Raw genomic sequence first — 26095 nt, forward strand, 5'->3', positions numbered from 1 at the left:
CCCCGCTTGTCCGCCCACATCGGGCCCTTCATCCCAGTCCAAGCCCAGCCAGCGCAGAGAGTCTAAAATGGCCTGTTCTGACTCTGGCGTCGAACGCTGCTGGTCAGTGTCTTCAATGCGCAGCAGAAACTGGCCGCCTTGGCTTTTTGCAAAGCAGTAGTTAAACAGGGCGATGTATGCGGTGCCGACGTGTGGATCACCAGTGGGGGATGGCGCAATGCGAGTGCGAACAGTCATGGAGAGTTGTTTACCATTTCAATACAATTAGCGTTGGCCGCGCGCATAAGCTGCGACATGAAAGGCGCCATTATACGGGCCAGCGGCGATAAGATTCACCTACCCCGGAGGTTTTCCTGGCGAATGCCCAACAATACCCTCGACAGGCGCTTCTGCGTAGCGCCAATGCTGGACTGGTCAGACCGCCACTGCCGTTTTTTTTGGCGAAAAATGAGTCGGCGCGCCGTGCTCTACACAGAAATGGTGACCACTGGCGCCCTGCTTCACGGCGACCAACACCGGCATTTGCAGTTCAGCACAGAGGAACAGCCCCTCGCCTTGCAGTTGGGCGGCAGCGATCCCAGCGACTTAGCCAAGGCCGTCAAGCTTGCCAAACAATGGGGCTACGACGAGGTGAATCTGAATTGTGGCTGCCCCTCAGACCGTGTTCAAAATGGCTTTTTTGGCGCGTGTTTAATGGCACGCCCCAGCCTGGTGGCAGACTGCGTCGCCGCGATGATTGATGCTAGCGACTTGCCGGTCACCGTGAAACACCGCATTGGTATTGATGATCAGGAAGGTTATGAGCCGCTGCACGATTTTGTTGACCAAATTCATCAGGCAGGCTGTAACACGATCATTGTGCATGCCCGCAAAGCGTGGCTACAGGGTTTAAGCCCCAAGGAAAACCGGGAAATCCCGCCGTTGAATTACGATATGGTTTACCAGCTCAAAAATGACTTTCCCAAGCTGGAGGTCATTATCAATGGCGGTATCGATAGTATCGACGACGCGCTATCGCATTTGTCACATGTCGATGGCAGTATGTTGGGGCGCAGTATTTACCAGAACCCCTACCAGCTGGTGGAGGTAGATGAACGTATCTATGCCGATGAAGCCAATCAGCGCAGCCGGCAAGATGTTATCGAATCACTCTACCCCTACATTGAAAAGGAACTTGCAAGCGGTACTCGACTCCACCATATAACGCGACATATTCTCGGGATTTTTAATGGCCAGGCCGGAGCCCGCCAGTTCCGCCGCCATCTCAGTCAGCATGCGCACCGGAATGACGCTGGACTGGAGGTACTGCAAGAAGCACTGGCCCTGACAACAACGGCGCAACAACGCCTGCAAGACTACGCGCAACAACGTGCTGCCCAAACCCTGCAGGAAAGCGAAATCAAGATACGGTGATAGGATTCATTTAATGAGCAGTATACTGGCACAACTTACAGCGATGACGGATGTCGTGGCCGACACCGGCGACATCGAGGCAATCAAACGCTTTTCCCCCCAAGATGCGACCACCAACCCTTCACTCATCCTCAAAGCCGCCCAGCTGCCTCAGTATCAGGCGCTGATCGACCGCATCGTTGCCGAAAACATTACCGACCCTAACAACGACGAACAAATTAAAGCTGCCAGCACGCGCCTGGCCGTTGCCATAGGCCGCGAAATTAGTCAGCTGGTACCAGGAAAAGTCTCCACAGAAGTGGACGCTCGGCTCTCCTTCGATACTGCCGCAACCGTCGAACAAGCCAAGACTATCGTCAAGTTATACGAAGAAGCGGGTGTTGGGCGCGACAAGTTATTAGTGAAGATCGCCTCGACGTGGGAAGGCATTCAAGCTGCCGCAGAGCTCGAAAAAGCCGGCATTGAATGTAACCTGACCTTATTGTTCAGCCTGGCACAAGCGGCGGCATGTGCCGAGGCAGGTGCAACATTGATCTCGCCCTTTGTCGGCCGCATTCTCGACTGGCACGTGGCCCGCGGCGACAGCCCCGAAAGCCCGGCACAAGATCCCGGCGTGCAGTCTGTCGCGGGCATCTATGCCTACTACAAACAGCATGGCTACAGCACCATTGTGATGGGCGCGAGCTTTCGAAATACCGGCGAAATTGCTGAGCTAGCGGGTTGTGACCGACTCACAATCAGCCCTGCCCTGCTCGAAGAATTGGATAATACGCAAGGTCAGCTGCCACAGCGCCTGAGCCCTGACGCCGACTTCGCACCACAACAGAAGCTCGATTCTAGCGAATCATCCTTTCGCTGGGCCATGAATGAAGATGCCATGGCAACAGAAAAGCTGGCAGAAGGGATTCGCGCCTTCGCCGCGGATCAACGGAAACTCGAGGATTTGTTGAGAGGCTGGCAAGGTGTTTGAGTTTATAAAAAACTTGCTGGGCGAGGCCTCCAATGCCGATGGCAGCGACGAGCTGTCGATGGAATTGGTAGCCGCCTCGCTGTTGATAGAAGTCAGCAAATCCGACTACAAGCAAGAGCCGGCAGAAGTGGAGAAGATTCGCCAACTGCTGGTGCAGCACTTTCACCTTAGTGCAGACGAAATTGAAGCCTTTATGGAAAAGGCGCATGAGTCGACCCAAGACAGCACCTCCCTCTACCCCTTTACCCGCTACATCAATGACAATTGCAATAACGCAGAGAAGTTTCAGCTGGTGAAGGCGCTGTGGGAAGTTGCGGCAGAAGACGGCGACATAGACAAGTACGAAGAGCACGTCATTCGTAAAATTTCAGAGTTAATTTACCTGCCCCACAAGGACTTTATCAGGGCAAAATTGATGGTTTGTGAAACGCTTGGCCTAACAGCAAAAAAGTAATGCCGCAGGCTTAATAACACTGCCCTTCCAGCAGGGTGACAAGCTCGCGAAACTTAGCCCGATTGCTCTCATTCATTCCCATGAGCACGCGGTGCGCCTCCAGCACTTTGGCGCGAACCGCATCTTCACTGTCGGGCAATACCGGCAGTTCATTCAGGTCCTCGTCGTCTACCACTGGCTCTTGGCGAATACAGAAAACGCGACCAAACCCCATGCTATCCAGCACGCGAGTGATATCAGGATTGGTAGACAAAATAACCGGCACATAGGAAAAGCGTTGCTTGGCTTTGATTGCCAGTTTTGCGAGCAAGCCAAGGGTGGTGCTGTCTATATTGGTTGCATCAACGAGATCAATAACGACACTGGCAAACCCTTTACTGGTTAGCATATCGTCAAAAAAATCATCCATCGTCGTGCAAAGGGTTAGACGCACTTCGCCAACCAATTTAATGACGAAAGCACCATCTTGCTCTGCGACCAAAATCTTACCTGGCTGCATGACTTCCTATAACCTGCTAATGACTAAGATGGCGATATCATCCGGTGCATCACCAATATTGTTTAAGTCGAAGGCCGTTACCAGTTCACTGGACGAACGCTGCCCAGCGCTTAGTAGTGCCAATAGCGCCTCTTCTTTCTCCTTTAGCGAGTCGCGTTGTAACACCTCCAATATACCATCGGAAAACAGTGTCAGCACGGCGCCACTCGGAAAGCAGATCATGTGATCGGTAAAAGCCGCATCGCTAAAAAGCCCCACGGGCATATCGTGCTCGGGCAAAAATTCCGCCTGCCCGTCACAGGCCAGCACCGGCGCCGGAAGGTGTCCCGCAACCGCGTAACAGAGCTGATCGCAGTTGAGGTCAAAGACCCCTACACACATGGTCACATGCTTGCCGATACCCATTTCAAGAAGTTCACGGTTGGCTATGGCAAGCATTTTCGCGGGAGACAGTATTGCCGTTGAACCGCGATGAAGGTAGTCACTGCGCTTGCGAGCGAAAAGGTTTTTCAAAAATACGGTCACGAAGGCGGAACTGGCGCCGTGGCCTGACACATCGGCAACAAAGAACACCGCCCGATCATCGCCGACGAGAAAATAGTCAACGAAGTCGCCACTCAGGTAGAGAGACGGCAAAATAAAGTGGCAGAACTGGTAGCCTTCAATGTCTTTAGGCGTATCTGGCAACAACAATTGCTGAACGTGCTTACCGGCCTGCTGATCTTGCTGAAGGTGGGTCAGACTTTCCAATAACTCGCGGTTGGCCGCTTCTAATTTATGGCGATAAGCGAGGTTTTCACGTTTTAGTTCGCAGCGCTCCACCGCGCGATTGATGGCATGGCGAATGACATCAGCGCTTTCAGGCGGCAGCATGAGGTAATCGGTAGCGCCGTGGCGTACAGCAGAGAGAACATCGGCCAGACTCTCGCGCCGGGACACACAGATCAGGGGAAGCTCACGGGGGTCGGCAGCCATATCATCAAGCAAGGTGATGCCTTGGCAGTCCGGCAGATCGATATCAATCATCACAATATCGATATCGTCTTCCCGAAAACAGCGCAGCGCCTCTGTGCTGTCGTCGATACTCAACACGATAACGCCGAGGGCCTCTAGGGCTTCGCGCAGTTGCCGGTGTAGGTCATCGCGGTGCTGAACAAGCAGCAGCCGGTGATGTAAGGGTCTGGTCATCTGCCTGTTTTACCTTTACGGCGCCACCGGAGCAAGCCATGTGCCTGTGCAGGATTCACATCCCGCTACCCTGCTATTCAAAATCAAAGGACTCAAAATCCTCGTCGCCAAAGCTATCCTGGAACTCGCCATCGTTAATTAGGAACTGACGGCGCTGCAGATAGGCATCTTTAAGAAAGGTGTACTTATCACCGCTGACCAGCTCATCGGAGCCCAATAATTTTGCACGTACTTGCACAAGATCCAGCGCCATCAAACCCAACTCAGCGGAAAAGGGCTCAACCTCACTGGTCGGTGAAGTATAGCGATCGATAAAGCGGCTGCTGCCATCGCGAATGGTACTTGGACCGAGTAAAGGCAGCATTAGAAAGGGGCCGGGCTCTACCCCCCAAACAGCCAGAGTTTGCCCAAAATCCTCTGACTCGCGGGGCAGTCCCAGATGGGTCGCGACATCAAAAAAGCCCAGCACACCCACCGTGGTGTTTATCAGAAAGCGCCCGGCATCAACCATGGCGTCTTTGCCCTCGCCCTGGAGGACATCATTGAAGAAGTTCTTCACCTCACCGAGGTTGTCAAAAACATTGCCGATGCCCTGGTCAATGAATCTCGGCGTCACCTCTTTGTAAGCCTTGGCAACCGGTTTGGCGACGTAGCGATCCGCCCCCTCGTTAAAGGCGAAAATGTGGCGATTGAGGCCTTCCCAGGGGTCGCGGGGATCATTGCCATATTCTGCGGCGAAAGACAGCGGCGCGAACAGACAAATCACCGTGGTGAGCAGTCTATGCAGCAACATGCGAATAGTATTCCCTACTGTTGTATTGCGCCCACTATACCTAAAGCCCACATTAATACCAGCGATGTTATTCGCCAACGAATGAAGGCTCTGCAAGGCAGAGAATATCCGCCTCCAGCAACTGTTGTAGCAGGCTCTCAGCGAAGTCAACCAAGCGGCCTTCCTCTGTCGCCAGTTCCGTAGCCAAACTCGCCAAACACTCACGTGGCGAGGCTCCACCTTCTAGCAGTGTTAACAAGCGAGCGGTGACGGCATTAATTTCCATAAATCGCACCGCGTCGCTGCGGTCCCGGTACACCACCAAATATGTCATGTCTCCCGGCGGGTGGAGAGGTTGATAGGCCTTGGAAATACGATGCACCGGGTATGGGTAACTCAAGCTCCAGGCGAGGGACGACTTCCGCAAACAGGTATCGACCAAGGGCGTGGACACAGACAGTTTCGCCGGCAGCGTGGCCGTATCTGTATCGAGAGCAAGTTCCACCCACTCATAGTGCGCCAGCGCCGGTAAAAATGGCGGATCATCGGGGTGGTCGCGCGCACTGCTAAGGTAGTGAAGAAACTCCTCAGCAATTTGCAAAAAATACGGGCTCTGGCAGTGATGGACTTTCATAAAGTCCCGCACCATGGCGTGCCACTGATCATCGGGAAAAATACTGCGACAAACCGGAAAACCACCGCTGATGAAGCCCTCTATGTTCTTGTAGAACAAGTCACGATACACGGCCAGTCGTCGAGGCTCGATGCCCTGAGGCGCTGGGCAAGACTCCGGATCGCGCAAATAGGCGGTGAAGGCCTGCTGCTGTTGCTGAAAGGGGTCCATTACTGCCCTACCTCCCCTGTCGCCTGAACATCGCGAATTCGCGATACCTCATCGAGCAACTCGGCCATTGGTGGAAAGTTAAAATCTCGCTCCAACAATGTCGGCAAAGACCCGCAACGCCCATAGCACTCGCCAAGCAGCTGCCACACGGACTCGATAACGGGCGCACCATGCGTATCCACTTTGAGGTCATCAGCCTCGTCAAAATGACCGGCGATGTGCATATAAGCGGCGCGCTCCAGCGGTAACTCGCGCAGGAATTGCCGGGCATCGTAGCCGTGGTTCACACTGTTAACGTAAACATTATTCACATCTAACAATAGGCCACAATCGGCCTCTTCGAGCACGCCAGTAATGAACTGCGATTCGGTCATCTGGCTATCAAGCGCGGCGTAGTAGGAGGCATTTTCCAGTAAAATTTTTCGGCCGAGACGCCGCTGCACCTCAATTACGCGCTCGGCAACATGCGCAACCGCCTCATCGGTAAAGGGGATCGGCATCAGGTCGTAGAGGTGGCCGCTGTCGCCGCAGTAGGTCAGGTGCTCGCTGTAGAGGCGACAATCGAAGCGGTCGATGAATGCCGCGATATCGTCGATCAACGCGTAGTCGAGCGGCGCAAAACCGCCGATGTTTAAGCTCAAGCCGTGCAGGGTGACCGGGAATTTTTCGGCCAGCGCTTCAAATGCCTTGCCAAACCGTCCGCCGAGGTCAATCCAGTTTTCGGGGGCGACCTCGAAGAAGTCGATATCGCCGGGCTGCAACTCGCTGAAGGCATCGAGCATGCCGCGTCGCAAGCCCAGTCCCACAGCATCTGCCGCTAAGCCCGGTTGAATTGCTGACTGTTGCTGAACGTGATATTGAGGCAAGGCCCTCTCCTCTTCGCCCGTTATTGTTGTATTAGGACGTATGACTCAGCGAATTGTTACATCGTTCTTTAACGCTTGCCAAAGCTGCTTTAGGCGTTTCTCCGATACGGTTTGCGCCGTGCCCAAGCGCTGGGCGAACAACGACACGCGAAATTCTTCCAACAGCCAGCGGTATTCTCTGAGCTTTTCTGATTTCTGCCACAACTTGGGATCGCGAGCCAGTGCGTTTTCCAGCTGCTCCTGTAGCGGTTCAATGGCAAGTGTCGACTGGCGATCCCGCTGATAGTGGCCGTCCAGTTTACTGACCCGCTCCTCTATCGCAGCAAGGTATCGCGGGTAGTGGCCAAGCGCCTCGGTAGACACCTGAAAAATAAAGTCGTCGACAAATAGGCCGTCTAACTGGCGCTGAATATCATTAATACTGTGTATCCAGCTCAAGCTGTTTAGCTTCTTCAGCTGCTTTCGGATTCGCGCCTGCGACGCGAGAATATCGCCTAGCAACGCTGCAACCTCTTCGGCACAAGGCACAAATTCCGCACGACCCGACTCCCATAGGGCATCAAAGGCCTGTTGATCGCGCGGCAGATTATCCGTAGTAACTGCAAAAGCTCGACGCGCTGCCACCAATAGACAGGCCTCTATCCACGCTTTGCGTTGTTGTCCGCAGGCGGCGAACTGTAGCTGTTGGGCATTCCCCTTAAACAACTTAGCGCGCAGACTCTTGCACTGGGCGGGCAAACGCAGAAGTAACAGCCGCAAACAGCCGCGCAAGGACTTGTTCTGCGCCTCCTCCAGCGTTTCGGCCAAGCTGAGCTCCACATCCTGCCCCGAATCCGTCAAGCAGGGAAACGCAGTCAAGGTCGCGCCCGCCTGTTTGAAGCGATGCTCGACAGGCAGTTCGCCAAACTCCCATTGTTGATAGCGGCGCACCTCAAAACCACCCTGGCTCTCTTCAGCGATACTTTTTTGCACCTCTGAAGCGAGCTGCGCCCTCAATGCAACAATATCCCGCCCCGACGCCAGCCGCTTGCCGCCGTCGTCGAGTACCACCACATTCATTTTGTAGTAGTCATCTATGGTCGCCGATGACCATGCTGCTAAATCAATATTGGCGTCGCTAAGCTGCTCCAGCCGGGCAGCTAATGCTGGTAGTAGAGGCTCGTCACTCGGCGTTAGCCGGGCCAATGCCCGATCTACGTAGTCAGGAACCGGCACCAATTGCTTGCGCTGGGCCTTTGGCAACGCCTTAACCAAGGCGATACATTTTTCTCGCAATAACCCTGGCACAAGCCATTCGAAGCGCCCCTCCGGCAGCTTGTGCAACAATACTAGCGGAACGGAAACATTGACGCCGTCATCGCGATGCCCCGGCTCAAAGTGGTAAGACAAGGCCAGCTGTTTACCCCCACAACTCAACTGGGTGGGAAATTGCGCCTCGTCAACGCCACCCTCGCTGCGCATCATCTGTGAGCGAGCCATCTTAAGAGTGGCATCCGCCGAGGATTTTTTCAGCCAGGACTCCAGTTGCCTGGCGGTCGTTATGCCCTCGGGCAGGCGCTCATCATAGAACGCATAGATCTCCTCATCTGAGATCAAAATATCACGCCGGCGCGCCTTGTCTTCCAAGTCGAGTATCTCGCGGCGCAAGGCCTGGTTGTGGGCAAAAAATGCCGCCGCACCTCGGTAACGCCCCTCAACCAAGCCCTGGCGGATAAAGACCTCCCTGGCCAGCTTGGCGTCAATAGGGCCAAAGTGAATGCGATGACGGTCGCGCAGGGTCAAGCCGTAAAGCAGGGTTTGTTCATAGGCCATTACCCGCCCGCTACGGGCGTGGAAATGCGGTTCGGCGTAATTGCGCTTCAACAAACTGTCGTTGATACCAAACACCCACTCGGGCTCGATCTTTGCCACACAGCGAGCAAAGAGCTGACTGGTCTCTGCCAGTTCAGCGGCAACAATCCACTTCGGTGTTTTCTTTCGCAGCGACGACCCCGGAAAAATCATCAGTTTACGATTGCGCGCGCCGAGGTATTCCCTGCCTTCGTCATGGTTCGCAATTTGACTGAGAAAGCCCGGCAACAGCGCCCGATGAATGTTTTGGTAATCGGCTGGCTGCTTATTTTGCTCGAGCTTTAACTGCCGGCACATCAGTAGTAGCTGGTGGTGCACCTCTCGCCATTCACGCATGCGAGTCCAGCTGAGAAACTCCTTCTTACACAGTTTGCGCCATTGATTCGCACTGAGTTGTTGGCGCTGCTCCTCCGCGTATTCCCACAGTGCTACAAAGGCGAGGAAATCCGACCCCTCCTGCCAAAAACGCCGGTGCTTTTCGTCCGCCGCCTGCTGTTTATCCGCCGGGCGGTCGCGTGGGTCCTGAATACTCAAGGCACTGGCAATCACCAGTATTTCCCGCAGGCACTGCTGTTCTGCCCCGGCGATAATCAGCCGAGCTATACGCGGATCTACCGGAAAACGCGCCAGCATCTTGCCCTGCGCCGTCATGCGCTCCCCGTCGACGGCCCCGAGTTCCCTCAGCAAGGCGAAGCCATCGCGAATTAAGCGGTTATCCGGCGCGTCGACAAAGGGAAACTTGCGGATATCACCCAGACCCAACTGCAACATCTGGAGGATAACGGCCGCCAGGTTAGTACGTTGAATCTCCGGCTCGGTAAACAGCGGGCGGCGCTCAAAGTCTTCCTTGCTGTACAGACGATAAGCGATGCCTTCTGCCACGCGCCCGCAGCGCCCCGCGCGCTGATTTGCACTGGCTTGAGACACTGGTTCAATGGGCAGGCGTTGTACCTTACTGCGAACGCTGTAGCGACTCACGCGCGCCGTACCTGCGTCGATCACATAGCGAATGCCTGGCACCGTCAGCGAGGTTTCTGCCACGTTTGTCGCCAACACCACGCGCCAGCCACGCCGCCCTTTAAGGTCGAAAATGCGCTGTTGTTCCGCCGCGCTCAGCCGCGCATACAGCGGCAACACCTCCGCACCCGGCAGTTGCGCTTGACGCAATTGTTTGGCGACGTCGCGTATCTCCCGTTCGCCACTCAAAAAAACCAGAGTATCGCCATGGCGTTGCTCGCCCTCGTCGATCATCTCCCGCAATACCTGTTCTACCCCTTCTCCCAGGTCTTGCTCTGCGCTGATGTCTTCCAAAGGGCGATAGCGAAATTCAACCGGGTAGCTGCGACCGGACACCTCGACGACGGGGGCATTGTCGAAGTGGCGAGAAAAGCGCTCCACATCAATGGTTGCCGAGGTAATAATCAGTTTGAGCTCTGGGCGCTTAGGCAACAGGGTTTTCAGGTAACCCAGCAAAAAATCGATATTGAGGCTGCGTTCATGGGCCTCATCGATGATGATCGTGTCGTAATTGCTCAAATAACGGTCGTTGGCGATTGCAGCGAGCAGGATCCCGTCGGTCATCAACTTTATATAGGTATTCGGGGTGCTTTGCTCCTGAAAACGCACCTGATAACCCACGGCATCACCCAACGGCGTATTCAATTCATCTGCAATTCGCTGAGCCACCGTGCGCGCCGCAAGACGACGAGGTTGGGTGTGGGCGATCTGCCCATTGACCCCGCGGCCCATTTCCAGACACAACTTCGGCAGCTGCGTGGTTTTACCCGAGCCCGTCTCGCCGGCAATCACCACAACCTGGTGTTTATCGATTGCTGCTCGAATATCGTCAATACGCTGACTGACTGGCAATGCCTCGGGGAAACTCACCGCCGGTACGGCGCGCTGCCGGGAGAGCAGTCGCTCAGCGGAGGCGTTGATGCTCTCCTCAAGTTTGACATAGGCGTCGCCGACAGCTTGCCCGTCTCGCTCTCGTCGCTGCAGTTGTTGCAAACGACGTCGCAATCGATAGTGATCGGGGCGGTAGCTGTCGCCGAGTTTGTCAGCGAGGAGATTCCAATTATGGCCGGACATGAGCGCTAGACTAGGACCTTAAAATAAAAAGGGCGCCACATGGGCGCCCTTGCGTTTTCCAGCGTAAAAATCAGCTGGCGCGCTTGGCAAGCTCTTCGTCTCGCAGAGTGCGGCGAAGTACTTTACCAACGTTCGTTTTGGGCAGTTCGTCACGAACTTCGATATAGCGCGGCATTTTATAGCCGGTAAGACGCTCGCGCAAAAAGTCCTTCAACTCTTTCTCGTCAAGCTCGCCATGCTTGGGCGCAACGAAAATCTTAACGGCTTCACCGGATTTTTCATCAGGCACGCCAATCGCCGCACACTCAGCAATATTTGGATGCGAGCTAAGCACATCCTCGATCTCGTTGGGGTAAACGTTGAAACCCGACACCAAGATCATGTCTTTCTTGCGATCGACAATTTTCAGGTAGCCATCTTCCTTCACCACCGCGACATCGCCAGTCAGCAGCCAACCATCTTTAATGGTCTTCTCAGTTTCGTCCGGGCGCTGCCAGTAACCCATCATGACCTGCGGGCCACGCACGCAAAGTTCGCCGCGCTCGCCGATACCCACGTCGTTGCCGTCGTCGTCAACCAAACGCACTTCGGTACCCGGCAGCGGCAGGCCGATGGTACCAATTTGGTTGGCACCACCTGGGTTGATCGATACCACTGGTGAGGTTTCGGTCAAACCGTAACCCTCGTAGATCTCCGCGCCGGTCATTTCCTTCCAGGTTTTCGCGGCACCGGCAGTCAGCGCCATCCCGCCAGACAGGGTGACCTTGAGGCCGGAGAAGTCCAAGCTGGCAAATTCCGGGTGTTTACAAAGCTGAACAAACAGCGTGTTGATACCGCTCATTCCCGTCCATTTCCAGCGTTTCATCTCTTTAATAACGCTGTCCAGCTCACGCGGATTGGGAATCAAAATTGAGTGGTTACCCTGCATCATGACAACAAACGTCAGCATGAAGGAGTAGATGTGGTACAGCGGCAGCGGCGCGATAAAGGTTTCGCCGCCACTCACCAAGCCATAACTGGAGAAGTTCTCTCGGCTCTGCAATACGTTAGCCATCAGGTTTCTGTGGCTAATCATTGCGCCTTTAGATACCCCGGTGGTACCGCCGGTATATTGCAGCAGCGCCAATGCTTCCAGGTCCGGCGCAGCCTTTTGATATTGCTTGCTACTGCCTTTGGCTAGGGCTTTACGGAAGCTAATGGAGTTCTTGAATTTAACCGAGGGGACTTCTTTGCGTACATACTTAAGTACGCTGTTAATCAACGTCCGCTTCACTGGTGGATGAAGGTCGGCCACTTCAGTAACGATAACTGTACCCACGCCAGTATCACCAACTACTGCGGCCGCTGTTTCAGCAATGTTTGCCAATACGACGATGGCCTTTGCACCGGAGTCGTTCAATTGGTGCTTGAGTTCGCGCTCGCTGTAAAGGGGGTTGGTATTCACCACGATCATACCGGCACGCAGCGCACCGAACAGTACAACCGGGTACTGCAAAATATTAGGCATTTGAATCGCAATGCGATCGCCTGCTTGCAAACCGCTGTGCTCTTGCAGGTAACAGGCAAACTGCGCAGACAAGCGATCGAGATCTGCGTAGCTTAATGTGTGCCCCAAGCAGCTGACAGCCGGGTTCGCCGCGTATTGATTGACGCAGTGGTCAAACATACCGACCAAATTCGGGAACTCTTGCAGATCGACGTCATTGGATAGGCCAATGCGTGATCTCGCCGCGTTAATCGTTTCTGCAATTTGCTGTTGCTGCTCAGACAAGGTCGCCCCCTAGCTATATTTTTGTTATCGACGTGCCTCCCCATGCCGGTTGGCACAAGGGCTCGGACGCCTATTCAAGTGAATTTGGCAAGCTAACCAGATTTGTGTTCACTGTCAACACCAGTCGACTCGCCAGCCGCAAACTGATCCGGGTCCACAAACATCAGGCGAAAGCGCAAATTTCCCGCCTGGCGCTGGTCTACACCCAGTACCAGCGCATTCATCTGCCCCTTTGTTTCGCTGATGACAGGCACAAAAATAACATGTTCTTGCCCCTCTTGATCACTCATCACCCTGGGAGCATTGCCTGTTTTTAGAAAGCGGGCGTAGCTATCCACGAGCATGATCAATTGATTGCGAAATGCACTAAAGTTTAACTGTCCGCGGAACTCATCATAGTTCATATCAAGACTGACGCGCAGGACCGACCCGTCTTCAAGTTTCACATCGTTCAGCAATACCGCCTTACCCGCCTCCAAGGCGCGAAAGAAACGCTTTCCGTCGCTGCGCTGCCCATCAATGATGCACTGTTTAATCAGCGAGGATGCCAATAACATCAGCGCGGGGGTCTCAATATTTACATTCATTGTTGTTATTCCTGATACGTCATTTTCTGGCGACAGCATGCTAATGCAAGACACCCCTTCACACCAGCCTCAGCCCGCGGGTGCTGCCCCGGCAATATCGTCACTGCGGTGACAGGCCACGGCCCTGCCCTCAGCCTGCACTTTAAGCCAGGGTGGGGTCTGTCGACATGATTCGAGGGCGTAGGGGCAACGGTCGGCGAAGCGGCAGCCGACATCGGTACTTAACGGCAGGGGCAGTTCTGTGGTCCGCGGGGCGATCAGTTGTACCTTGTTGCGATCGAGCGTCGGCTCGGGGTGAGCAGCCAGCAATTGCTGAGTATAGGGGTGCGCCGGGGTATTCAGCAGCTGCCAACAGGGCGCTAGCTCAAGTAGTTCGCCGAGGTACATCACCGCAATGCGGTCAGCCAAGCCGCCAAGCACCGCCAGGTCGTGGGTGATAAATACCATTGCGGTACCGAGGTCGCTCTGAATCTCCCTCAACAGCGCCAATATTTGCGCTTGCACCGACACATCCAGCGCCGACACCGCCTCGTCGCAAACCACCAGCTGCGGCTCACACAAAAAGGCCCTGGCAATGCCCACCCGCTGGCGCTGCCCGCCGGACAGTTCATGGGGATAGCGCTGGGCAAATCGTGCGCCAAGGCCGACTCGCTCCAGCCAATACCCCTGCCGCTGGTGAATCACACTGCGACGCTCACCGCGAGCCAGTAGTGGCTCGGACAAACTGTCGCCGATGGTCATGCGGGGGTTGAGACTCGCGTAGCTGTCCTGAAAAACCATTTGTATCTGCCCCGCGCGGCGGCGCTGGAGCTTCTCAGGTAAAACCGCTCCGTTGAATCGCAGAGTGCCGTGGGAAGGCCGTTGCAGGCCGGCAATGATACGCCCCAGGGTGGACTTACCGGAGCCGCTTTCGCCCACTAGCCCCAGCACTTCGCCAGCGCGGATGGATAAACTCACCCCATCGACAGCGGCAAGATCCTCATTACTGCGCTGAAAATGACAACTGACCTGGTGCAAGGCGAGCAATGGTTCAGTCATGCTGCAGCCTCCAGCGTTCGGGGTAGTCCGGGTGCCAGCGCCAACAGCGCACGCCCGCACCTCGCGGTGAGATCAGCAACGGCGGCGAATCCTCACAAATAGCCATACGATGTTTGCAGCGCGGTGCAAAGGCACAACCGTGAATAGTGCCGCGCATATCAGGCGGTGAACCCGGAATGGCAACCGTAATTTCCCTGCTATGCAAACGCGGCATTGCTGCCTGCAAGGCCTCACTGTAGGGGTGCGCAGGGTGGCGTAACAAACTTGCTACAGAGGCCGACTCCACGGTTTCACCGGCGTACATCACTGATACGGTGTCAGCAATATTGGCCACCACCCCCAGATCATGACTGATAAACAGTAGACTGGTGCCCTGCTCGTGCTGTAATTCACGCAACAGTGCCAACACTTCGGCCTGAACCGTCACATCCAGTGCGGTGGTCGGCTCGTCGGCGATCAATAGTTTCGGTCGACAAGCAACCGCCAGCGCTATCATCACCCGCTGCAACATGCCACCCGAAAACTCAAAGGGGTATTGAGATAGGCGCTGCTCGGCACGCGGAATCGCCAAGCGCTCAAGAAGTACCGCAGATTCGGCACGCGCCTGTCGACGGTCCATATTGCGGTGCAAGCGAAAGCACTCAGACAGCTGCGCTCCGATCGTTCGCGTGGGGCTTAATGCGGTCATCGGGTTTTGAAATATCATGGCGATGCGCCGCCCACGCCACCCTCGCCAATCGCGATGCCCCTGAGCCGGCAGTGGCTGCCCCATTACACTGAACTGCTCGGCATTGAGCACCGCATTGGGCGGTGCCAAACCGAGTAAACACATGGCGGTTAACGACTTGCCGCTGCCAGACTCGCCGACAAGCGCTCGGCATTCTCCCTCCTCCAGACTGAAGGACACCTCTCTCAACACCTGGTTGCCGCTGAGTGCGAGTTGTAAATGCTCTATGGCGACGACGCTCATTGCCCCACCCCGCCGCTGCGTTTATCGGCAGTGTCACGCAATGCGTCACCGAGAATATTAAACGCCAATACCGAAATACTGATCATTGCGGCCGGCCACAATAGCTGCCCGGGGTGGGACAAAAGTGTTTTGATACCATCGTTACACATTGCCCCCCAAGACGTGCTTGGTGGCGACACCCCCATACCAATAAATGAAAGAAAGGCCTCAGTAAAAATCGCCTGGGGTATGGCAAAACTGAATGCCACCATCAACACCGGCAACACATTTGGAAAAATATGTCGCCGGAAAATCCCCCAAGTAGTAACGCCCGAGAGTCGCGCCGAGTCGATAAATGGCTGGCTGCGCAGGGCCAGCACTTGGCCGCGAATAAGCCGCGCACTGCTCGGCCAGCTAAGCAGTAACATCGCCAAAATGAGTGGCAAAATGCCGTCCTCACCGGGACCAATCCCGAAGGCAATACGCAGTAAAATCATGAAAAGCAAGAACGGCAGTGCGACGACAAAATCCGCCGAGCGCATGGCAAATTGGTCAAATTTACCGCCAATATAGCCCGCCAAACCGCCAAAGATCGCACCGAAACTGATAAACAATAGCGGCGCCACAATCCCCACAAACAACGAGCTTCGCCCGCCAGCCATCAGCCTCGCCAGGATGTCGCGGCCCAAGGCATCGGTACCCAGAGGGTGAGCAGGCAATCTAAGGTACTCGGGATAAACCGTCGCAGAGGCAGGTATCAGTTCCTGCAACTGGGCTTCAAATACCGAAATTGCTGGCTCAGGGCGTGTCTCGGTTGAAAACAGCATCATCCCTGTGTCGGCATCGACCAGGGTGTAACGATAGATCTGACGCCGCAATTGCAATTCATCGGTATACGACCGGCCCCTACCCTGCCACAGCGGCAGGCCTTTACCCGATTGATGCTGTTTAGCTCGATAAAGACGAAAGCGCTCAACCGAGACCACCTCGGGCCAGGCGAGCTGCACCCGTTCGGTATTACTCTCCAGCACCGTCAAGCGGCTGACGTTACCAACTCCCTTTGTTGATATGGGGCCGACCACCCTTGCGTATATCCCCGATGTTGGTCCACTGGACACCTGCGACAACCATTGCTGGCTCGGATCCTGCTGCCACACTAACGGGCCAAGGAGCACAAAAAGCAGCATCGCCATCGCCGTGCCTGCGGCCGCTAATAAGCTGGGGCTCCACCGCCATGACGGGGGCGCCGCGCACTCTGCATCTGGAAGTACCGGCGGCTGCCACGGCGCAAAACGAAATACGGGAATGCGCATGTTAGCTGCGCCCCGCTGACAAACGGATGCGAGGGTCTATCAGACCGTAACTGATGTCGACAAGCACGACAATGACCACCAGAAAGGCGCCATAAAATACCGTGGTTCCCATAATGACGGTGTAGTCCAGCTGTTGCACGGCCTGCACGAAATAGCGTCCCAAGCCGGGTATGGCAAAAATCAGCTCAACCACAAACCCGCCCGTCGTTATCGCAGCAACCGCTGGACCGAGTTCAGTCACTACCGGTAACAGGGCATTGCGCAGCTGATAGCGAAAGAAGAGTGATACACCACTGATACCGCGCGCTCGCGCAGCCAATATATAGTCACTGCTTAGTACCTCGAGCATCGCCGCGCGGCTCAAGCGGCTTAAATATGCCAAAGTGCCCAGCCCCAGTACCAGAGCCGGGACCCAAACATGGCTGACACCTCCCCACCCCGCCACCGGCAACACCGTGCTCTCGGCCGCGGCGTTGAGCTTGACGATAATCAATTGAGCCAAACCGGCTATCACAAACCCCGGCACAGAAATCGCTGCAACCACCATGAACATTACTAACTTATCAGGCCACTGGCCGCGGTAATGCGCGGCGATGCTGCCTGCCAAAACCCCGCCCACTAACGCAATAGCAATGGCCGCAAGCCCCAAGGTTGCCGACACCGGAAAATGCTCCCGTATTATGTCGTTCACACGGCGATTTTCCTGAGTAAAGGAGATACCGAAGTCGCCGTTTATCATATAGCCCATGAAGGTGAAGTACTGCTGGCTGAGTGGCTTATCTAGCCCGTAACGCGCTTCCAACTGCGCGCGAACTGCCGGCGACATCGCTTTGTCCTGGATCAATGGGTCACCCGGAACTGCGTGCATGGCAAAGAACGTCGCCGTTGCAATAAACCAAACCGTTATCGCGCCCCATAGGAGCCGATGCAATACAAACTTGATCATCATTCAGGGCTCAATCCAGGCATCGCGAAAATTGGGGTCACCGCCAAACACTGAACGACGAACGCCCTTTAACTGAGGGTGCTGAACATACAGCATGGCATTCTCGTAGGTGGGCAAAATGGGGACATCATCAACCACCAAATCCTGCAGGGCAGCCATCGCGGCAAATCGTTGGGAAGCACTGGCGCTGCCTTGAGCAACGCGCACCAAGCGATCATATTCCGGGTGACTGTACCGACCACGATTATTGTCATTCCACGAGGCAAACAAATCGGCAAAGGTCATAATATCGTCGTAATCAGGCCCCCAGGCGGCAACCACTATGTCAAAATCGCCGCGGCGCATCTTTTCTATGCGCTGCTTGAATACCTGCTGATCAATACGCAGGTCCAGGCCCAGGCCGCGCTTGAGGAGGTACTGGTAGTACTCGGCCTCCTGTACAGCGCGAGGGCTGTCTCCGGCAAGCAGCATAAGCGGTGGGAAAGCCTCAAGGCCGAGCTCCCTTTTCGCTTGCGCCAGATACTGGCGCGCCATGGCCAAGTCTTGCCGCAGTCTCCTCACCGGATATTCCTGACGAAAAGCCTGTCGCTGGCCACGCACTGTGACCGGAAACAGGGAATACGCCGGCAGTACACCCGGCAGGCCGATCACTTTATTGACGAGTACATCTGGGTCCAACAGATACTGAATCGCCTTTCGGAAGTTTCTATTCGCTGTAATCCTGCCTGCGCGAAAATTAAACTCCAGAAAGAACAGCGAGCCACTGTGAAAATGCTGAATGTCATAGCCGCGCTTAACCGCCTCATCCAACAAGCCGGTATCTAAATTGGCGAGTGCAATCTGCCCATCTCGAAACAAATTAAACTGCGCACCAGGGTCTGCGGTGATATAGGGCATGTCGATGCGTGAGATCTGCAGCGACGACTTGTCCCAGTAATGCGGATTTTTCTCCAAGGTTAAATGCGCGCCGTGCACCCATTTGGTCAGGGTAAAAGGCCCGTTGTAGAGCATTTTGTCGGCGTCAGCGGCATAACGGCGCCCCCAGTGCTCTACAAGGTCCTGGCGCAGCGGCATATAACTCATGAAGGCCGTAAGGCTTAGGAAGTAGGGACAGGGCTGGGCAAACTCGACATGCAACTCGGTGCTGGAGACAGCCCGTACACCCAGTGAATCCGGCGGCGCAAGGCCTTCGTTTACGGCACGAGCACCTTTAATCGGATAAAAGATAAACGCATACTGGGAGGCGGTTTCCGGGCGCAGGGCATATTGCCATGCAAAAACAAAATCCTGAGCGGTAACCGCCTGGCCGTCACTCCACGTCGCATTCTCGCGCAGCCAAAACCGCGCCCCGTTTTCGTCGATTTGCCAACGTTCGGCCACCCCGCCCACCAGCTCACCGTTTTCGCCGTAGCGCAGCAGCCCCTCCATCATATGAGAGATAACGAAGCTCGCGATCGTATCTGTCGCTCTCGCACTGTGCAAAGTGGGCGGTTCAGTCGCGAGGGCCAGCGTAATACTTTTTGACTCTGGGTCGACGGCGCCAGCCTGCGCGGGCAGGCCTGGGAGTATCCCCACGACAGCAAATACAATCAGCATTACAGCCGACGCAATTTTGCCTGTTACAATACCTGTTGCCTCTCTCATAGCGTTTACAGGCCTGTCATTGAACGACCACAACAATCCTTATTATCTCCAACCTGCCGAGCTCAACTGGCAAGACGGTGTTCCCTGCGCCAGCGACTTCGGTGATGTATATTTTTCCCGCGATGATGGCAGCGCCGAAAGCCGCTATGTTTTTCTTGACGGCAACCAGCTGGCAGAACGCTGGAGAGCCCTAGATGCCAATAAACCCGGACGCTTTACCATCTGCGAAACCGGCTTTGGTACCGGCCTCAACTTTTTACTGGCCTGGCAATTATGGCAACAATGTGCGCCCGACTCTTGGACCCTGCACTATATTTCCTGCGAAAAGCACCCGCTGAACAGTGGCGACCTTGCCAAAGCCCATCAGCACTGGCCAAGCCTAGCGTCATTGGCGGCGATTCTACAGCACAATTATCCCCCTTTGATACCTGGACACCATCGCCGTTCACTCGGTGAGAGAGGGCCGCACATAGACCTGCTGTTTGGCGATATTGCCGACACCCTGCCCGCATTGATTGACAGTATTGGCAGTCACCCCGACTCGTCACCGCGCCCCGTTGACGCATGGTTTTTAGACGGCTTTGCCCCCTCTGCCAACCCGGGCATGTGGCAAGCGAGCCTTTTTGACGCCATGGCTCGCTTGAGCAAGCCCAATGCAAGCTTTGCGACCTTTACCGCTGCTGGCATAGTCAAACGTGGTCTGCGTGAGCGCGGTTTTACCGTGACCAAAGCCAAGGGCTTTGGCCGCAAACGCGACATGCTTGTCGGGCACTTTTCTGCCGCGCAGCCCGACACCGAGCCCGCTTTGCCGCCGAGCCCCCTGCCGTGGCATCAGCCTGCCGCGACCGCAAGCGTGCACTCAGTGGTGGTGGTTGGTGCCGGTTTAGCTGGCTGCACCACCGCCCGCGCACTGGCAGAACGAGGGCTCAGGGTCACCCTTATCGAGCGCCGCGCCAACCCTGCCGAGGAGGCATCCGGCAACCCCCAGGGTATGCTCTACACCAAATTATCGCCGGAACCCGGCTTGCTCAACGTGTTTACTCTGCACAGCTTCCTCTATGCGCTTCACCACTACCATCGTATTGCAAGCAATTCCGATGCCATTGATGGTGAGTTTTGTGGTGTTCTTCAACTCGCCAATTCGCCACGCGAGGCGGCGCTGTTTAAGCGCTTGCAGCAACAATTGGCCGAACACCACTGGCTGCAATTTGTGGATCGTGATCGAGCCTCTGCATTAAGCGGTATTGATATTCGCCAAGACGGTATCTTCTATCCCGCCGCGGGCTGGCTGTCGCCGCCGAGTGTTTGCAAAGAACGCATTGCTCACCCCAACATTGCGCTACTGACCAACAGTGAGGCACTGTCGCTGCTTGACCACGGAGACCACTGGCAGATCATTGGCAGCGGGCAACATCCAATTGCTGAGGGTGATGCCGTCGTTATTGCCAATAGCCACGACGCAACACAGTTTTCACAGAGCGCGTTCTTACCGCTGCGTAAAATTCGGGGTCAAATTAGTTATTTTCGACAGCAGGATGTTCAGACCCCACCCCGGTGCGTGGTGTGCCACAAAGGCTATGTCGCCCCTGAACATAAGCAACAACTCTGCATTGGCGCGAGCTTTGATCTTCACAACGCCAACAGTGAGGTAACGGCTGAGGACCACGCCTATAACCTCAACACACTCGCCGGCCTTAGTCCGAAGCTGCTAAAGCCCGGCAGCGAAGCGATTGGCGGCCGCGCCGCGCTGCGCTGCGCCAGCCCGGATTACGCGCCTATCGTTGGCGCCCTGCCCGATATTGAAGCCTTCGACAATGATTACGCCGCGTTGCGCAAAGATGCTCGCCGCGCCATCGATCAGCCCGGGCGCTATGTGCGCAATTGCTATGTGAATGTCGCCCACGGCTCGCGGGGCCTTACGTCGACCCCGCTCGCCGCCGAACTGCTTGCTGCCTATCTATGTAATGAGAGTCGGCCACTGCCCAAGCAGTTGTGCGAAAGTTTGTCGCCCGCACGTTTTATCATTCGTGACTTAATGCGCAGTAAACGCTAGGCTGCCCCCAACTACCAACACATGATAGGAGCCTGCGTGAGCGACTACACTGCCCTGGAAAAACGTCTGCGCGAACTCGAGGATATTTCAGCAATTTCCGCACTGAAATACCGCTACCTAAATGCCTGTGATGCCAAGCAACCCGAGGACGTTAGTAACTGCTTTGTTGCGGGAAAGATCGACATCGACTTCGGCCATATCGGGCGCTTTGACAGCCGTGAAGCCTTTGTAAACGTCTTTGAAGAACTTGGCTGCCACGCCCACATTATCGACATGCACCACGCCCAAAACCCCGTTATCCGCATCCTCTCGGAAGACCAGGCAACGGGGCACATCGGCCTGCGTTTTCTGAGCATCAACACCCAGGATAAAACGCGCATTCAGCTGTCTGGACACTACGACGATGAATACCAACGTGTCGATGGAGAGTGGAAGATATCAGCGAGCCGCTTCACCGTGGCGGCTGTTGAGATGATTGATTTCTCTGGTGATCACGCCCGCGTTACCTACACCGGAAGCACAATGCCCTCCTTATAGGATGTTCGTCTTGGAGAACAAAGCCTAGCGGCTCATTTAACAAACCAAGCCGCGGATGGATCGCGAGACAACTCAGCCCCTTGGGCCGTACCGGCAAACATGGGGCCTGAAAAGTCACAACGGCTAGGGCGACATTCATTCCAGTCGGTGACAATTTCGCGGTGGCTGAACTGCCACCGGCCGTCACAGTGAATATAACGGTCCAAGTACCGCCCACCCACCAGCAGCTCTTCATCGCCCGAGGCACCGGGGTAACGGTGGTAAGCCTGGCAATACACTTCGCCCTCGGCGCGATCGCCGTCAACCACAATCAGGTGATTCGTTACCGCGTGCGCCGTCAAAGTCATCTGGGATAATTGCTCTGGCAACCACTGAAAATAATCACTCGCTGCGCCGCGGAACATGGCCCCGTGGTCTTCAGTAGCATCAGGGTGATAGAGCTCTGCCAATGCGGCGTAGTCTTTGCGGTCGATGGCCCGGCAGTAGCGCAGTACCAAGTCGCGAATGGCTTCCTTCGCTGACAAGTGCCAGAGAATATCGTCGTTGTTCATCGCCCTGAGTGCCCTCCAAATCCTTGCTTAGCCACGGTGCCCGTCATCTGCACGTCAGTGGTGCGCGGCTACCAGCGAAATGGCATAGTAGGAGATTCTGCAAACACATTGAATGCTGACAATAGTGATGTACCACTTACACACGCTTATCGCTCTTGTGGTCGTCGCACTGCCACTGCGCGCGGCTGCTAATACGCTTCCTTACGACGTTGTGGGGCACTACCCTCATTCAACAGCGCTCTTCACCCAGGGGCTGGAACTGTTTCACGGCCAGCTTTTTGAGAGCAGCGGTCTATATGGCCACTCGAAAGTGATTGCACGCCCCTTTCCAGAAGGGAGTACTGCCCCAGAAGGGAGTACTCCCCCTGAAGAAAGCACTGAAACCCTGCGGGGCGTCACCCTGGACAAATCGCTATTCGCAGAGGGCTTAACCTTCCACAGAGGCAGACTTTACCTGCTCACATGGCGCGCTGGCCAATTACTGGAGATAGACCCCGAGCGGTTTGCGCTACTGCGCCGTCACGCATACAAGGGTCAGGGTTGGGGTATTTGCTATCACTCGCGCCGCGACTTATTTGCAATGTCTGACGGCAGCGACGAAATACAATGGCGCCGAACCAGCGACTTCTCATTGGTGGACACCCTCACCATTACCGGAGCCGGTAACTATCAGCACCTCAACGAATTGGAGTGCCATGGCGACTATATCCTCGCCAACCAATGGAAGCAGCCCTACCTCCTTGTCATTGATGCGCGCTCAGGCGAAGTCGTTTCACAACTAGACTTGAGTGCACTCATTCCAGAGGGCCTCCATCAGGAAGCGGTGCTCAACGGTATCGCCTATGATGCCCGCGACGATACCTGGCTGGTGACTGGTAAACTCTGGCCCAAAATCTACCGAATTCGCTTTACGCTTCCAGTATTGGAGACGGCAAAAAGCGCCGCAAAAGCCGGCTAAAAATGCTAGTCTCCCTGAAACGTTTAATCGCTCAAGACAGGATTCTATGACTGCTACCCAACCACGTGCCGCCCACCCTGCTTTTGAATTGCTCAGCAGTAAATCAATCGACGCACTCGGCGTCACCCTTTGCGAATACCGGCACATAGAAACCGGCGCCAGCCACTACCATATTGACGCTGACAATAAAGAAAATGTGTTCCTTGTGGCACTGCGCACCGTCCCTAACGATTCGAAGGGCGTCGCTCATATCCTGGAACACACGGCGCTGTGTGGCAGCGAAAAATACCCGGTGCGCGACCCGTTTTTTATGATGATTCGTCGCTCGCTGAACAGCTTTATGAATGCGTTTACCAGTTCCGACTGGACAGCCTACCCCTTTGCCAGCAGCAACCGGAAAGACTTTGATAACCTGTTACAGGTGTATTTAGATGCCGTTTTCTTCTCACGCCTGCACCCCTTAGATTTCGCCCAAGAGGGTCATCGGTTAGAGTTTAGCGAACGCGGCAATCCCGACTCCGCACTTCAATTTAAAGGTGTGGTTTTCAATGAAATGAAGGGGGCCATGAGCTCGATACCAAGCAGGCTCTGGCACACGCTGTGTAAGTATTTATTTCCCACCGCCACCTATCACCACAACAGCGGCGGCGACCCGGAGGCCATTCCAGACCTCAGCTACGAAGAGCTAAAGGGCTTTTACGAAAGCCATTACCACCCCAGCAACGCCATTTTTATGACCTACGGCGATATTTCTGCCGCCGAGCACCAAGCACGCTTTGAAGAATTGGCCCTCAAGCGCTTTACCGCCCTGGATAAGCACATTGCAGTGGCGGATGAAAAACGCTACCACGCCCCAATTCGCGTGCAAGAGTCCTACCCGCTGCCAGCGGCGGAAGACCCCAAGGGTAAGACCCATATCGTGTTGTCCTGGCTACTGGGCAATAGTACCGACCTTGATAGCCTGCTAGAGGCGCAACTTCTTGCCGGAATATTATTGGATAACAGCTCCAGTCCACTGCTGCATGCGCTTGAAACCAGCGACCTGGGGAGCTCCCCCTCGCCGATGTGTGGTTTAGAGGACTCAATGCGTGAGATGGTGTTTGCCTGCGGACTGGAAGGCAGTGAGGTCGAGCACCGCGATGCCGTAGAGGCCTTGGTGCTCGACACCCTCCGCGGCTTGGTCAAGGAGGGCGTCGACACCGACAAAGTTGAATCAGTCCTTCACCAGCTGGAGCTACAACAACGAGAGATCAGTGGCGACGGCTACCCCTATGGCCTGCAACTGATTTTGAATAGTTTGGGAGCGGCCACCCACCGCGGCAACCCCGTTGATGTCTTGGACCTAGACCCAGCGCTTGCGCGCCTGCGTGAGAAAATCGCTGATGCGGATTATCTTCCCCGCTTGCTGCAGCAGCTAATTGATAACCCTCATCGCGTCACCCTGGTTTTCAGTCCTGACCAACAGTATCAACAGCGCGCCGAAGACGCTGAACAACACCGGTTAGCCACAATCCAAGCCTCGCTCAGCGACGCAGAGAAGCAGGCGATTATCGATCAGGCAGAAGCCTTGGCTGAGCGACAAACCCTGCAAGAAGACGAGAGCATCTTGCCCCGAGTCGGCTTGGCAGATGTCGCCCAAGACCTCCCCGAGCTGCCCTATACCGACGCACATTTCGGCAACCTGCCCTACTGCTATTACAACCGCGGCACCAATGGTTTGATTTACCAGCAGTTGTTAATCGAAATGCCGCATCTCAGCGATGACGAGCTCGGCTTACTCCCCCTCTACACCCAAACCGTCACCGAGCTCGGCCTGGGCGAGCGCAGCTACATAGAGGTGCAAGCCCACCAAGCCGCTATTTGTGGCGGCATCTCGGCTTACACCAGTATGCGCGGCGGCATAAACGATGAACAGCAGCAGCAGGCGTACTTAGTACTGTCGTCGAAGGCCTTGCTACGTAATTGCCAGGCGCAAGCAACGCTCATGCGCGACACACTGGAGCAGGTACGCTTTGACGAACATGAACGAATCTACGATATGCTCGCCCACATGAAGGCGCGACGAGAGTCTTCAATCACCGGAAACGGGCACGCGCTGGCCATGGCAGCGGCCTCTTCGGGGATGAGCCCCGTTGCAAGAATTAGTCAAAAGATGTCCGGTTTAGATGGCATTCTGCAGCTTCGACAGCTGAGCGATGCGGCTGAGACAGCGAGCGGCAAAGCCGCCTTGGCTGAGGGATTAGCGGCCATTCACCAGAAAGTGCTCTCTGCCAACCGGCAGCTGTTGGTCGTTGCTGAAGAACAGGGGTTCAATGCTCATCGCTCAGCGCTGGCATCGGTTTGGGATAATTTCCAGGGCGATGGCAACGCGCTATTGCACACCGACACCTGCCGTGAAGCACGCCGTGAATTTTGGTCTGCTAACTCCCAGGTCAACTTCTGCGCCAGCGCCTACCCCACCGTTCCCTCGGGCCATCCGGACGCCGCGATATTGAGCGTGCTGGCTGTGTATCTTCGCAACGGCATCTTGCATCGCAGCATTCGCGAACAGGGCGGCGCCTATGGCGGCGGCGCATCGCAAGACTCCAATATTGCGGCCTTCCGCTTTTATTCCTACCGCGACCCACGCTTGCAAGAAACGCTAAACGATTTCAGCCAAGCCATTGATTGGATGCTGGACACACCTGTGAGCAGCGACGCCCTGGAGCAAGCGATACTGGGCGTTGTCAGCAATATCGACAAACCCGGCTCGCCCGCCGGCGAGGCAAAGCGGGAGCGTCACAGCCGTATTTTTGGCCGC

22 protein-coding genes are annotated in these 26095 nt (G+C 55.5%); 7 read left to right on the plus strand and 15 right to left on the minus strand.

Translation table 11 applies throughout. From position 1 onward, the window contains the following. Nucleotides 1-237, minus strand: a 237-nt coding sequence (locus ABNS66_RS14070) for a glutamate--tRNA ligase family protein (RefSeq protein ID WP_348655359.1), incomplete at its 3' end; no start/stop codon positions are given. 123 nt (nucleotides 238-360) lie between these two features. Between ABNS66_RS14070 and dusA the strand changes: the two genes are divergently transcribed. From dusA to ABNS66_RS14085, 3 genes are read left to right on the plus strand one after another with little or no spacing between them, the layout of a single operon-like run. Next, the gene (gene dusA / locus ABNS66_RS14075; RefSeq protein ID WP_286839361.1) at nucleotides 361-1413 is read left to right on the plus strand and encodes a tRNA dihydrouridine(20/20a) synthase DusA; all 1053 of its coding nucleotides are present in this window, start codon (nucleotides 361-363) and stop codon (nucleotides 1411-1413) included. 13 nt (nucleotides 1414-1426) lie between these two features. Then, a complete protein-coding gene (gene tal, locus ABNS66_RS14080) occupies nucleotides 1427-2383 on the plus strand; it encodes a transaldolase (protein WP_286839362.1) in 957 nt (318 codons plus the stop codon). Then, nucleotides 2376-2837 carry a TerB family tellurite resistance protein gene (locus ABNS66_RS14085; RefSeq protein ID WP_204995518.1) on the plus strand — a complete coding sequence of 154 codons (462 nt, stop codon included), beginning with the start codon at nucleotides 2376-2378 and terminating at the stop codon, nucleotides 2835-2837. The genes tal and ABNS66_RS14085 overlap by 8 nt, the downstream gene beginning before the upstream one ends. A 10-nt stretch (nucleotides 2838-2847) precedes the next feature. Here ABNS66_RS14085 and ABNS66_RS14090 read toward each other — a convergent pair whose 3' ends face one another. The 13 genes from ABNS66_RS14090 to ABNS66_RS14150 form a co-directional block, all read right to left on the minus strand. Beyond that, complete coding sequence (locus tag ABNS66_RS14090) at nucleotides 2848-3336, minus strand: STAS domain-containing protein (RefSeq protein ID WP_204995519.1); 489 nt, start codon at nucleotides 3334-3336, stop codon at nucleotides 2848-2850. A 6-nt stretch (nucleotides 3337-3342) separates the two neighbouring features. After that, nucleotides 3343-4524: a fused response regulator/phosphatase gene (locus ABNS66_RS14095; protein WP_204995520.1), complete on the minus strand. Its 1182-nt coding sequence runs from the start codon at nucleotides 4522-4524 to the stop codon at nucleotides 3343-3345. Between the two features lie 73 nt (nucleotides 4525-4597). Next, on the minus strand, nucleotides 4598-5317 hold the full coding sequence (locus tag ABNS66_RS14100) for a VacJ family lipoprotein (RefSeq protein ID WP_286839364.1): 720 nt from the start codon (nucleotides 5315-5317) through the stop codon (nucleotides 4598-4600). A gap of 67 nt (nucleotides 5318-5384) precedes the next feature. After that, nucleotides 5385-6140, minus strand: a complete 756-nt coding sequence (locus ABNS66_RS14105) for a putative DNA-binding domain-containing protein (RefSeq protein WP_286839365.1) — start codon at nucleotides 6138-6140, stop codon at nucleotides 5385-5387. Then, nucleotides 6140-6946 carry a DUF692 domain-containing protein gene (locus ABNS66_RS14110; protein WP_286839379.1) on the minus strand — a complete coding sequence of 269 codons (807 nt, stop codon included), beginning with the start codon at nucleotides 6944-6946 and terminating at the stop codon, nucleotides 6140-6142. The genes ABNS66_RS14105 and ABNS66_RS14110 overlap by 1 nt, the downstream gene beginning before the upstream one ends. A 105-nt stretch (nucleotides 6947-7051) precedes the next feature. Beyond that, entirely contained in the window at nucleotides 7052-10948 is a 3897-nt protein-coding gene (hrpA, locus tag ABNS66_RS14115; protein ID WP_286839367.1) for an ATP-dependent RNA helicase HrpA, read from the minus strand. A gap of 70 nt (nucleotides 10949-11018) precedes the next feature. Beyond that, nucleotides 11019-12719 carry an AMP-binding protein gene (locus ABNS66_RS14120; RefSeq protein ID WP_286839368.1) on the minus strand — a complete coding sequence of 567 codons (1701 nt, stop codon included), beginning with the start codon at nucleotides 12717-12719 and terminating at the stop codon, nucleotides 11019-11021. A 92-nt stretch (nucleotides 12720-12811) separates the two neighbouring features. Continuing rightward, nucleotides 12812-13306, minus strand: coding sequence for a hypothetical protein (locus tag ABNS66_RS14125; RefSeq protein ID WP_204995524.1), 495 nt, complete (start codon nucleotides 13304-13306; stop codon nucleotides 12812-12814). Between the two features lie 69 nt (nucleotides 13307-13375). Next, the gene (locus ABNS66_RS14130) at nucleotides 13376-14344 is read right to left on the minus strand and encodes an ABC transporter ATP-binding protein (RefSeq protein ID WP_286839369.1); all 969 of its coding nucleotides are present in this window, start codon (nucleotides 14342-14344) and stop codon (nucleotides 13376-13378) included. Further along, nucleotides 14337-15314 (minus strand): ABC transporter ATP-binding protein, encoded by a 978-nt coding sequence (locus tag ABNS66_RS14135; RefSeq protein ID WP_286839370.1) that lies wholly within the window; start codon nucleotides 15312-15314, stop codon nucleotides 14337-14339. The genes ABNS66_RS14130 and ABNS66_RS14135 overlap by 8 nt, the downstream gene beginning before the upstream one ends. Next, nucleotides 15311-16606, minus strand: coding sequence for an ABC transporter permease (locus tag ABNS66_RS14140; protein WP_286839372.1), 1296 nt, complete (start codon nucleotides 16604-16606; stop codon nucleotides 15311-15313). The genes ABNS66_RS14135 and ABNS66_RS14140 overlap by 4 nt, the downstream gene beginning before the upstream one ends. A gap of 1 nt (nucleotide 16607) precedes the next feature. Further along, on the minus strand, nucleotides 16608-17555 hold the full coding sequence (locus tag ABNS66_RS14145; RefSeq protein ID WP_286839374.1) for an ABC transporter permease: 948 nt from the start codon (nucleotides 17553-17555) through the stop codon (nucleotides 16608-16610). Next, entirely contained in the window at nucleotides 17556-19196 is a 1641-nt protein-coding gene (locus tag ABNS66_RS14150; RefSeq protein WP_348655360.1) for a peptide ABC transporter substrate-binding protein, read from the minus strand. A 19-nt stretch (nucleotides 19197-19215) separates the two neighbouring features. On the opposite strand from ABNS66_RS14150, the gene mnmC reads away from it, so the two are divergent. Beyond that, complete coding sequence (mnmC, locus tag ABNS66_RS14155; protein WP_348655361.1) at nucleotides 19216-21249, plus strand: bifunctional tRNA (5-methylaminomethyl-2-thiouridine)(34)-methyltransferase MnmD/FAD-dependent 5-carboxymethylaminomethyl-2-thiouridine(34) oxidoreductase MnmC; 2034 nt, start codon at nucleotides 19216-19218, stop codon at nucleotides 21247-21249. A 36-nt stretch (nucleotides 21250-21285) separates the two neighbouring features. Then, a complete protein-coding gene (locus ABNS66_RS14160) occupies nucleotides 21286-21786 on the plus strand; it encodes a nuclear transport factor 2 family protein (protein ID WP_286837061.1) in 501 nt (166 codons plus the stop codon). 32 nt (nucleotides 21787-21818) lie between these two features. Here the strand turns inward: ABNS66_RS14160 and ABNS66_RS14165 are convergent, their stop codons facing one another. Further along, nucleotides 21819-22337, minus strand: coding sequence for a nuclear transport factor 2 family protein (locus tag ABNS66_RS14165; protein ID WP_286837059.1), 519 nt, complete (start codon nucleotides 22335-22337; stop codon nucleotides 21819-21821). A gap of 112 nt (nucleotides 22338-22449) precedes the next feature. Between ABNS66_RS14165 and ABNS66_RS14170 the strand changes: the two genes are divergently transcribed. Next, nucleotides 22450-23295, plus strand: a complete 846-nt coding sequence (locus ABNS66_RS14170) for a glutaminyl-peptide cyclotransferase (protein WP_286837058.1) — start codon at nucleotides 22450-22452, stop codon at nucleotides 23293-23295. Between the two features lie 46 nt (nucleotides 23296-23341). Next, the coding region (locus ABNS66_RS14175; RefSeq protein ID WP_348655362.1) for an insulinase family protein at nucleotides 23342-26095 on the plus strand (2754 nt) is incomplete at its 3' end.

This window comes from uncultured Spongiibacter sp. (genome assembly GCF_964011655.1).
GTDB classification, from domain to species: Bacteria; Pseudomonadota; Gammaproteobacteria; order Pseudomonadales; family Spongiibacteraceae; genus Spongiibacter; species Spongiibacter marinus.

What these genes read in the sequence shown, in the direction of transcription:
- dusA (WP_286839361.1), top strand. Translation starts at nt 361, where the DNA reads ATGCCCAACAATACCCTCGACAGGCGCTTCTGCGTAGCGCCAATGCTG.
- tal (WP_286839362.1), top strand. Translation starts at nt 1,427, where the DNA reads ATGAGCAGTATACTGGCACAACTTACAGCGATGACGGATGTCGTGGCC.
- ABNS66_RS14090 (WP_204995519.1), bottom strand. Translation starts at nt 3,336, where the DNA reads ATGCAGCCAGGTAAGATTTTGGTCGCAGAGCAAGATGGTGCTTTCGTC.
- ABNS66_RS14095 (WP_204995520.1), bottom strand. Translation starts at nt 4,524, where the DNA reads ATGACCAGACCCTTACATCACCGGCTGCTGCTTGTTCAGCACCGCGAT.
- ABNS66_RS14100 (WP_286839364.1), bottom strand. Translation starts at nt 5,317, where the DNA reads ATGTTGCTGCATAGACTGCTCACCACGGTGATTTGTCTGTTCGCGCCG.
- ABNS66_RS14105 (WP_286839365.1), bottom strand. Translation starts at nt 6,140, where the DNA reads ATGGACCCCTTTCAGCAACAGCAGCAGGCCTTCACCGCCTATTTGCGC.
- hrpA (WP_286839367.1), bottom strand. Translation starts at nt 10,948, where the DNA reads ATGTCCGGCCATAATTGGAATCTCCTCGCTGACAAACTCGGCGACAGC.
- ABNS66_RS14125 (WP_204995524.1), bottom strand. Translation starts at nt 13,306, where the DNA reads ATGAATGTAAATATTGAGACCCCCGCGCTGATGTTATTGGCATCCTCG.
- ABNS66_RS14130 (WP_286839369.1), bottom strand. Translation starts at nt 14,344, where the DNA reads ATGACTGAACCATTGCTCGCCTTGCACCAGGTCAGTTGTCATTTTCAG.
- ABNS66_RS14135 (WP_286839370.1), bottom strand. Translation starts at nt 15,314, where the DNA reads ATGAGCGTCGTCGCCATAGAGCATTTACAACTCGCACTCAGCGGCAAC.
- ABNS66_RS14140 (WP_286839372.1), bottom strand. Translation starts at nt 16,606, where the DNA reads ATGCGCATTCCCGTATTTCGTTTTGCGCCGTGGCAGCCGCCGGTACTT.
- ABNS66_RS14145 (WP_286839374.1), bottom strand. Translation starts at nt 17,555, where the DNA reads ATGATGATCAAGTTTGTATTGCATCGGCTCCTATGGGGCGCGATAACG.
- ABNS66_RS14150 (WP_348655360.1), bottom strand. Translation starts at nt 19,196, where the DNA reads ATGAGAGAGGCAACAGGTATTGTAACAGGCAAAATTGCGTCGGCTGTA.
- ABNS66_RS14165 (WP_286837059.1), bottom strand. Translation starts at nt 22,337, where the DNA reads ATGAACAACGACGATATTCTCTGGCACTTGTCAGCGAAGGAAGCCATT.
- ABNS66_RS14170 (WP_286837058.1), top strand. Translation starts at nt 22,450, where the DNA reads ATGCTGACAATAGTGATGTACCACTTACACACGCTTATCGCTCTTGTG.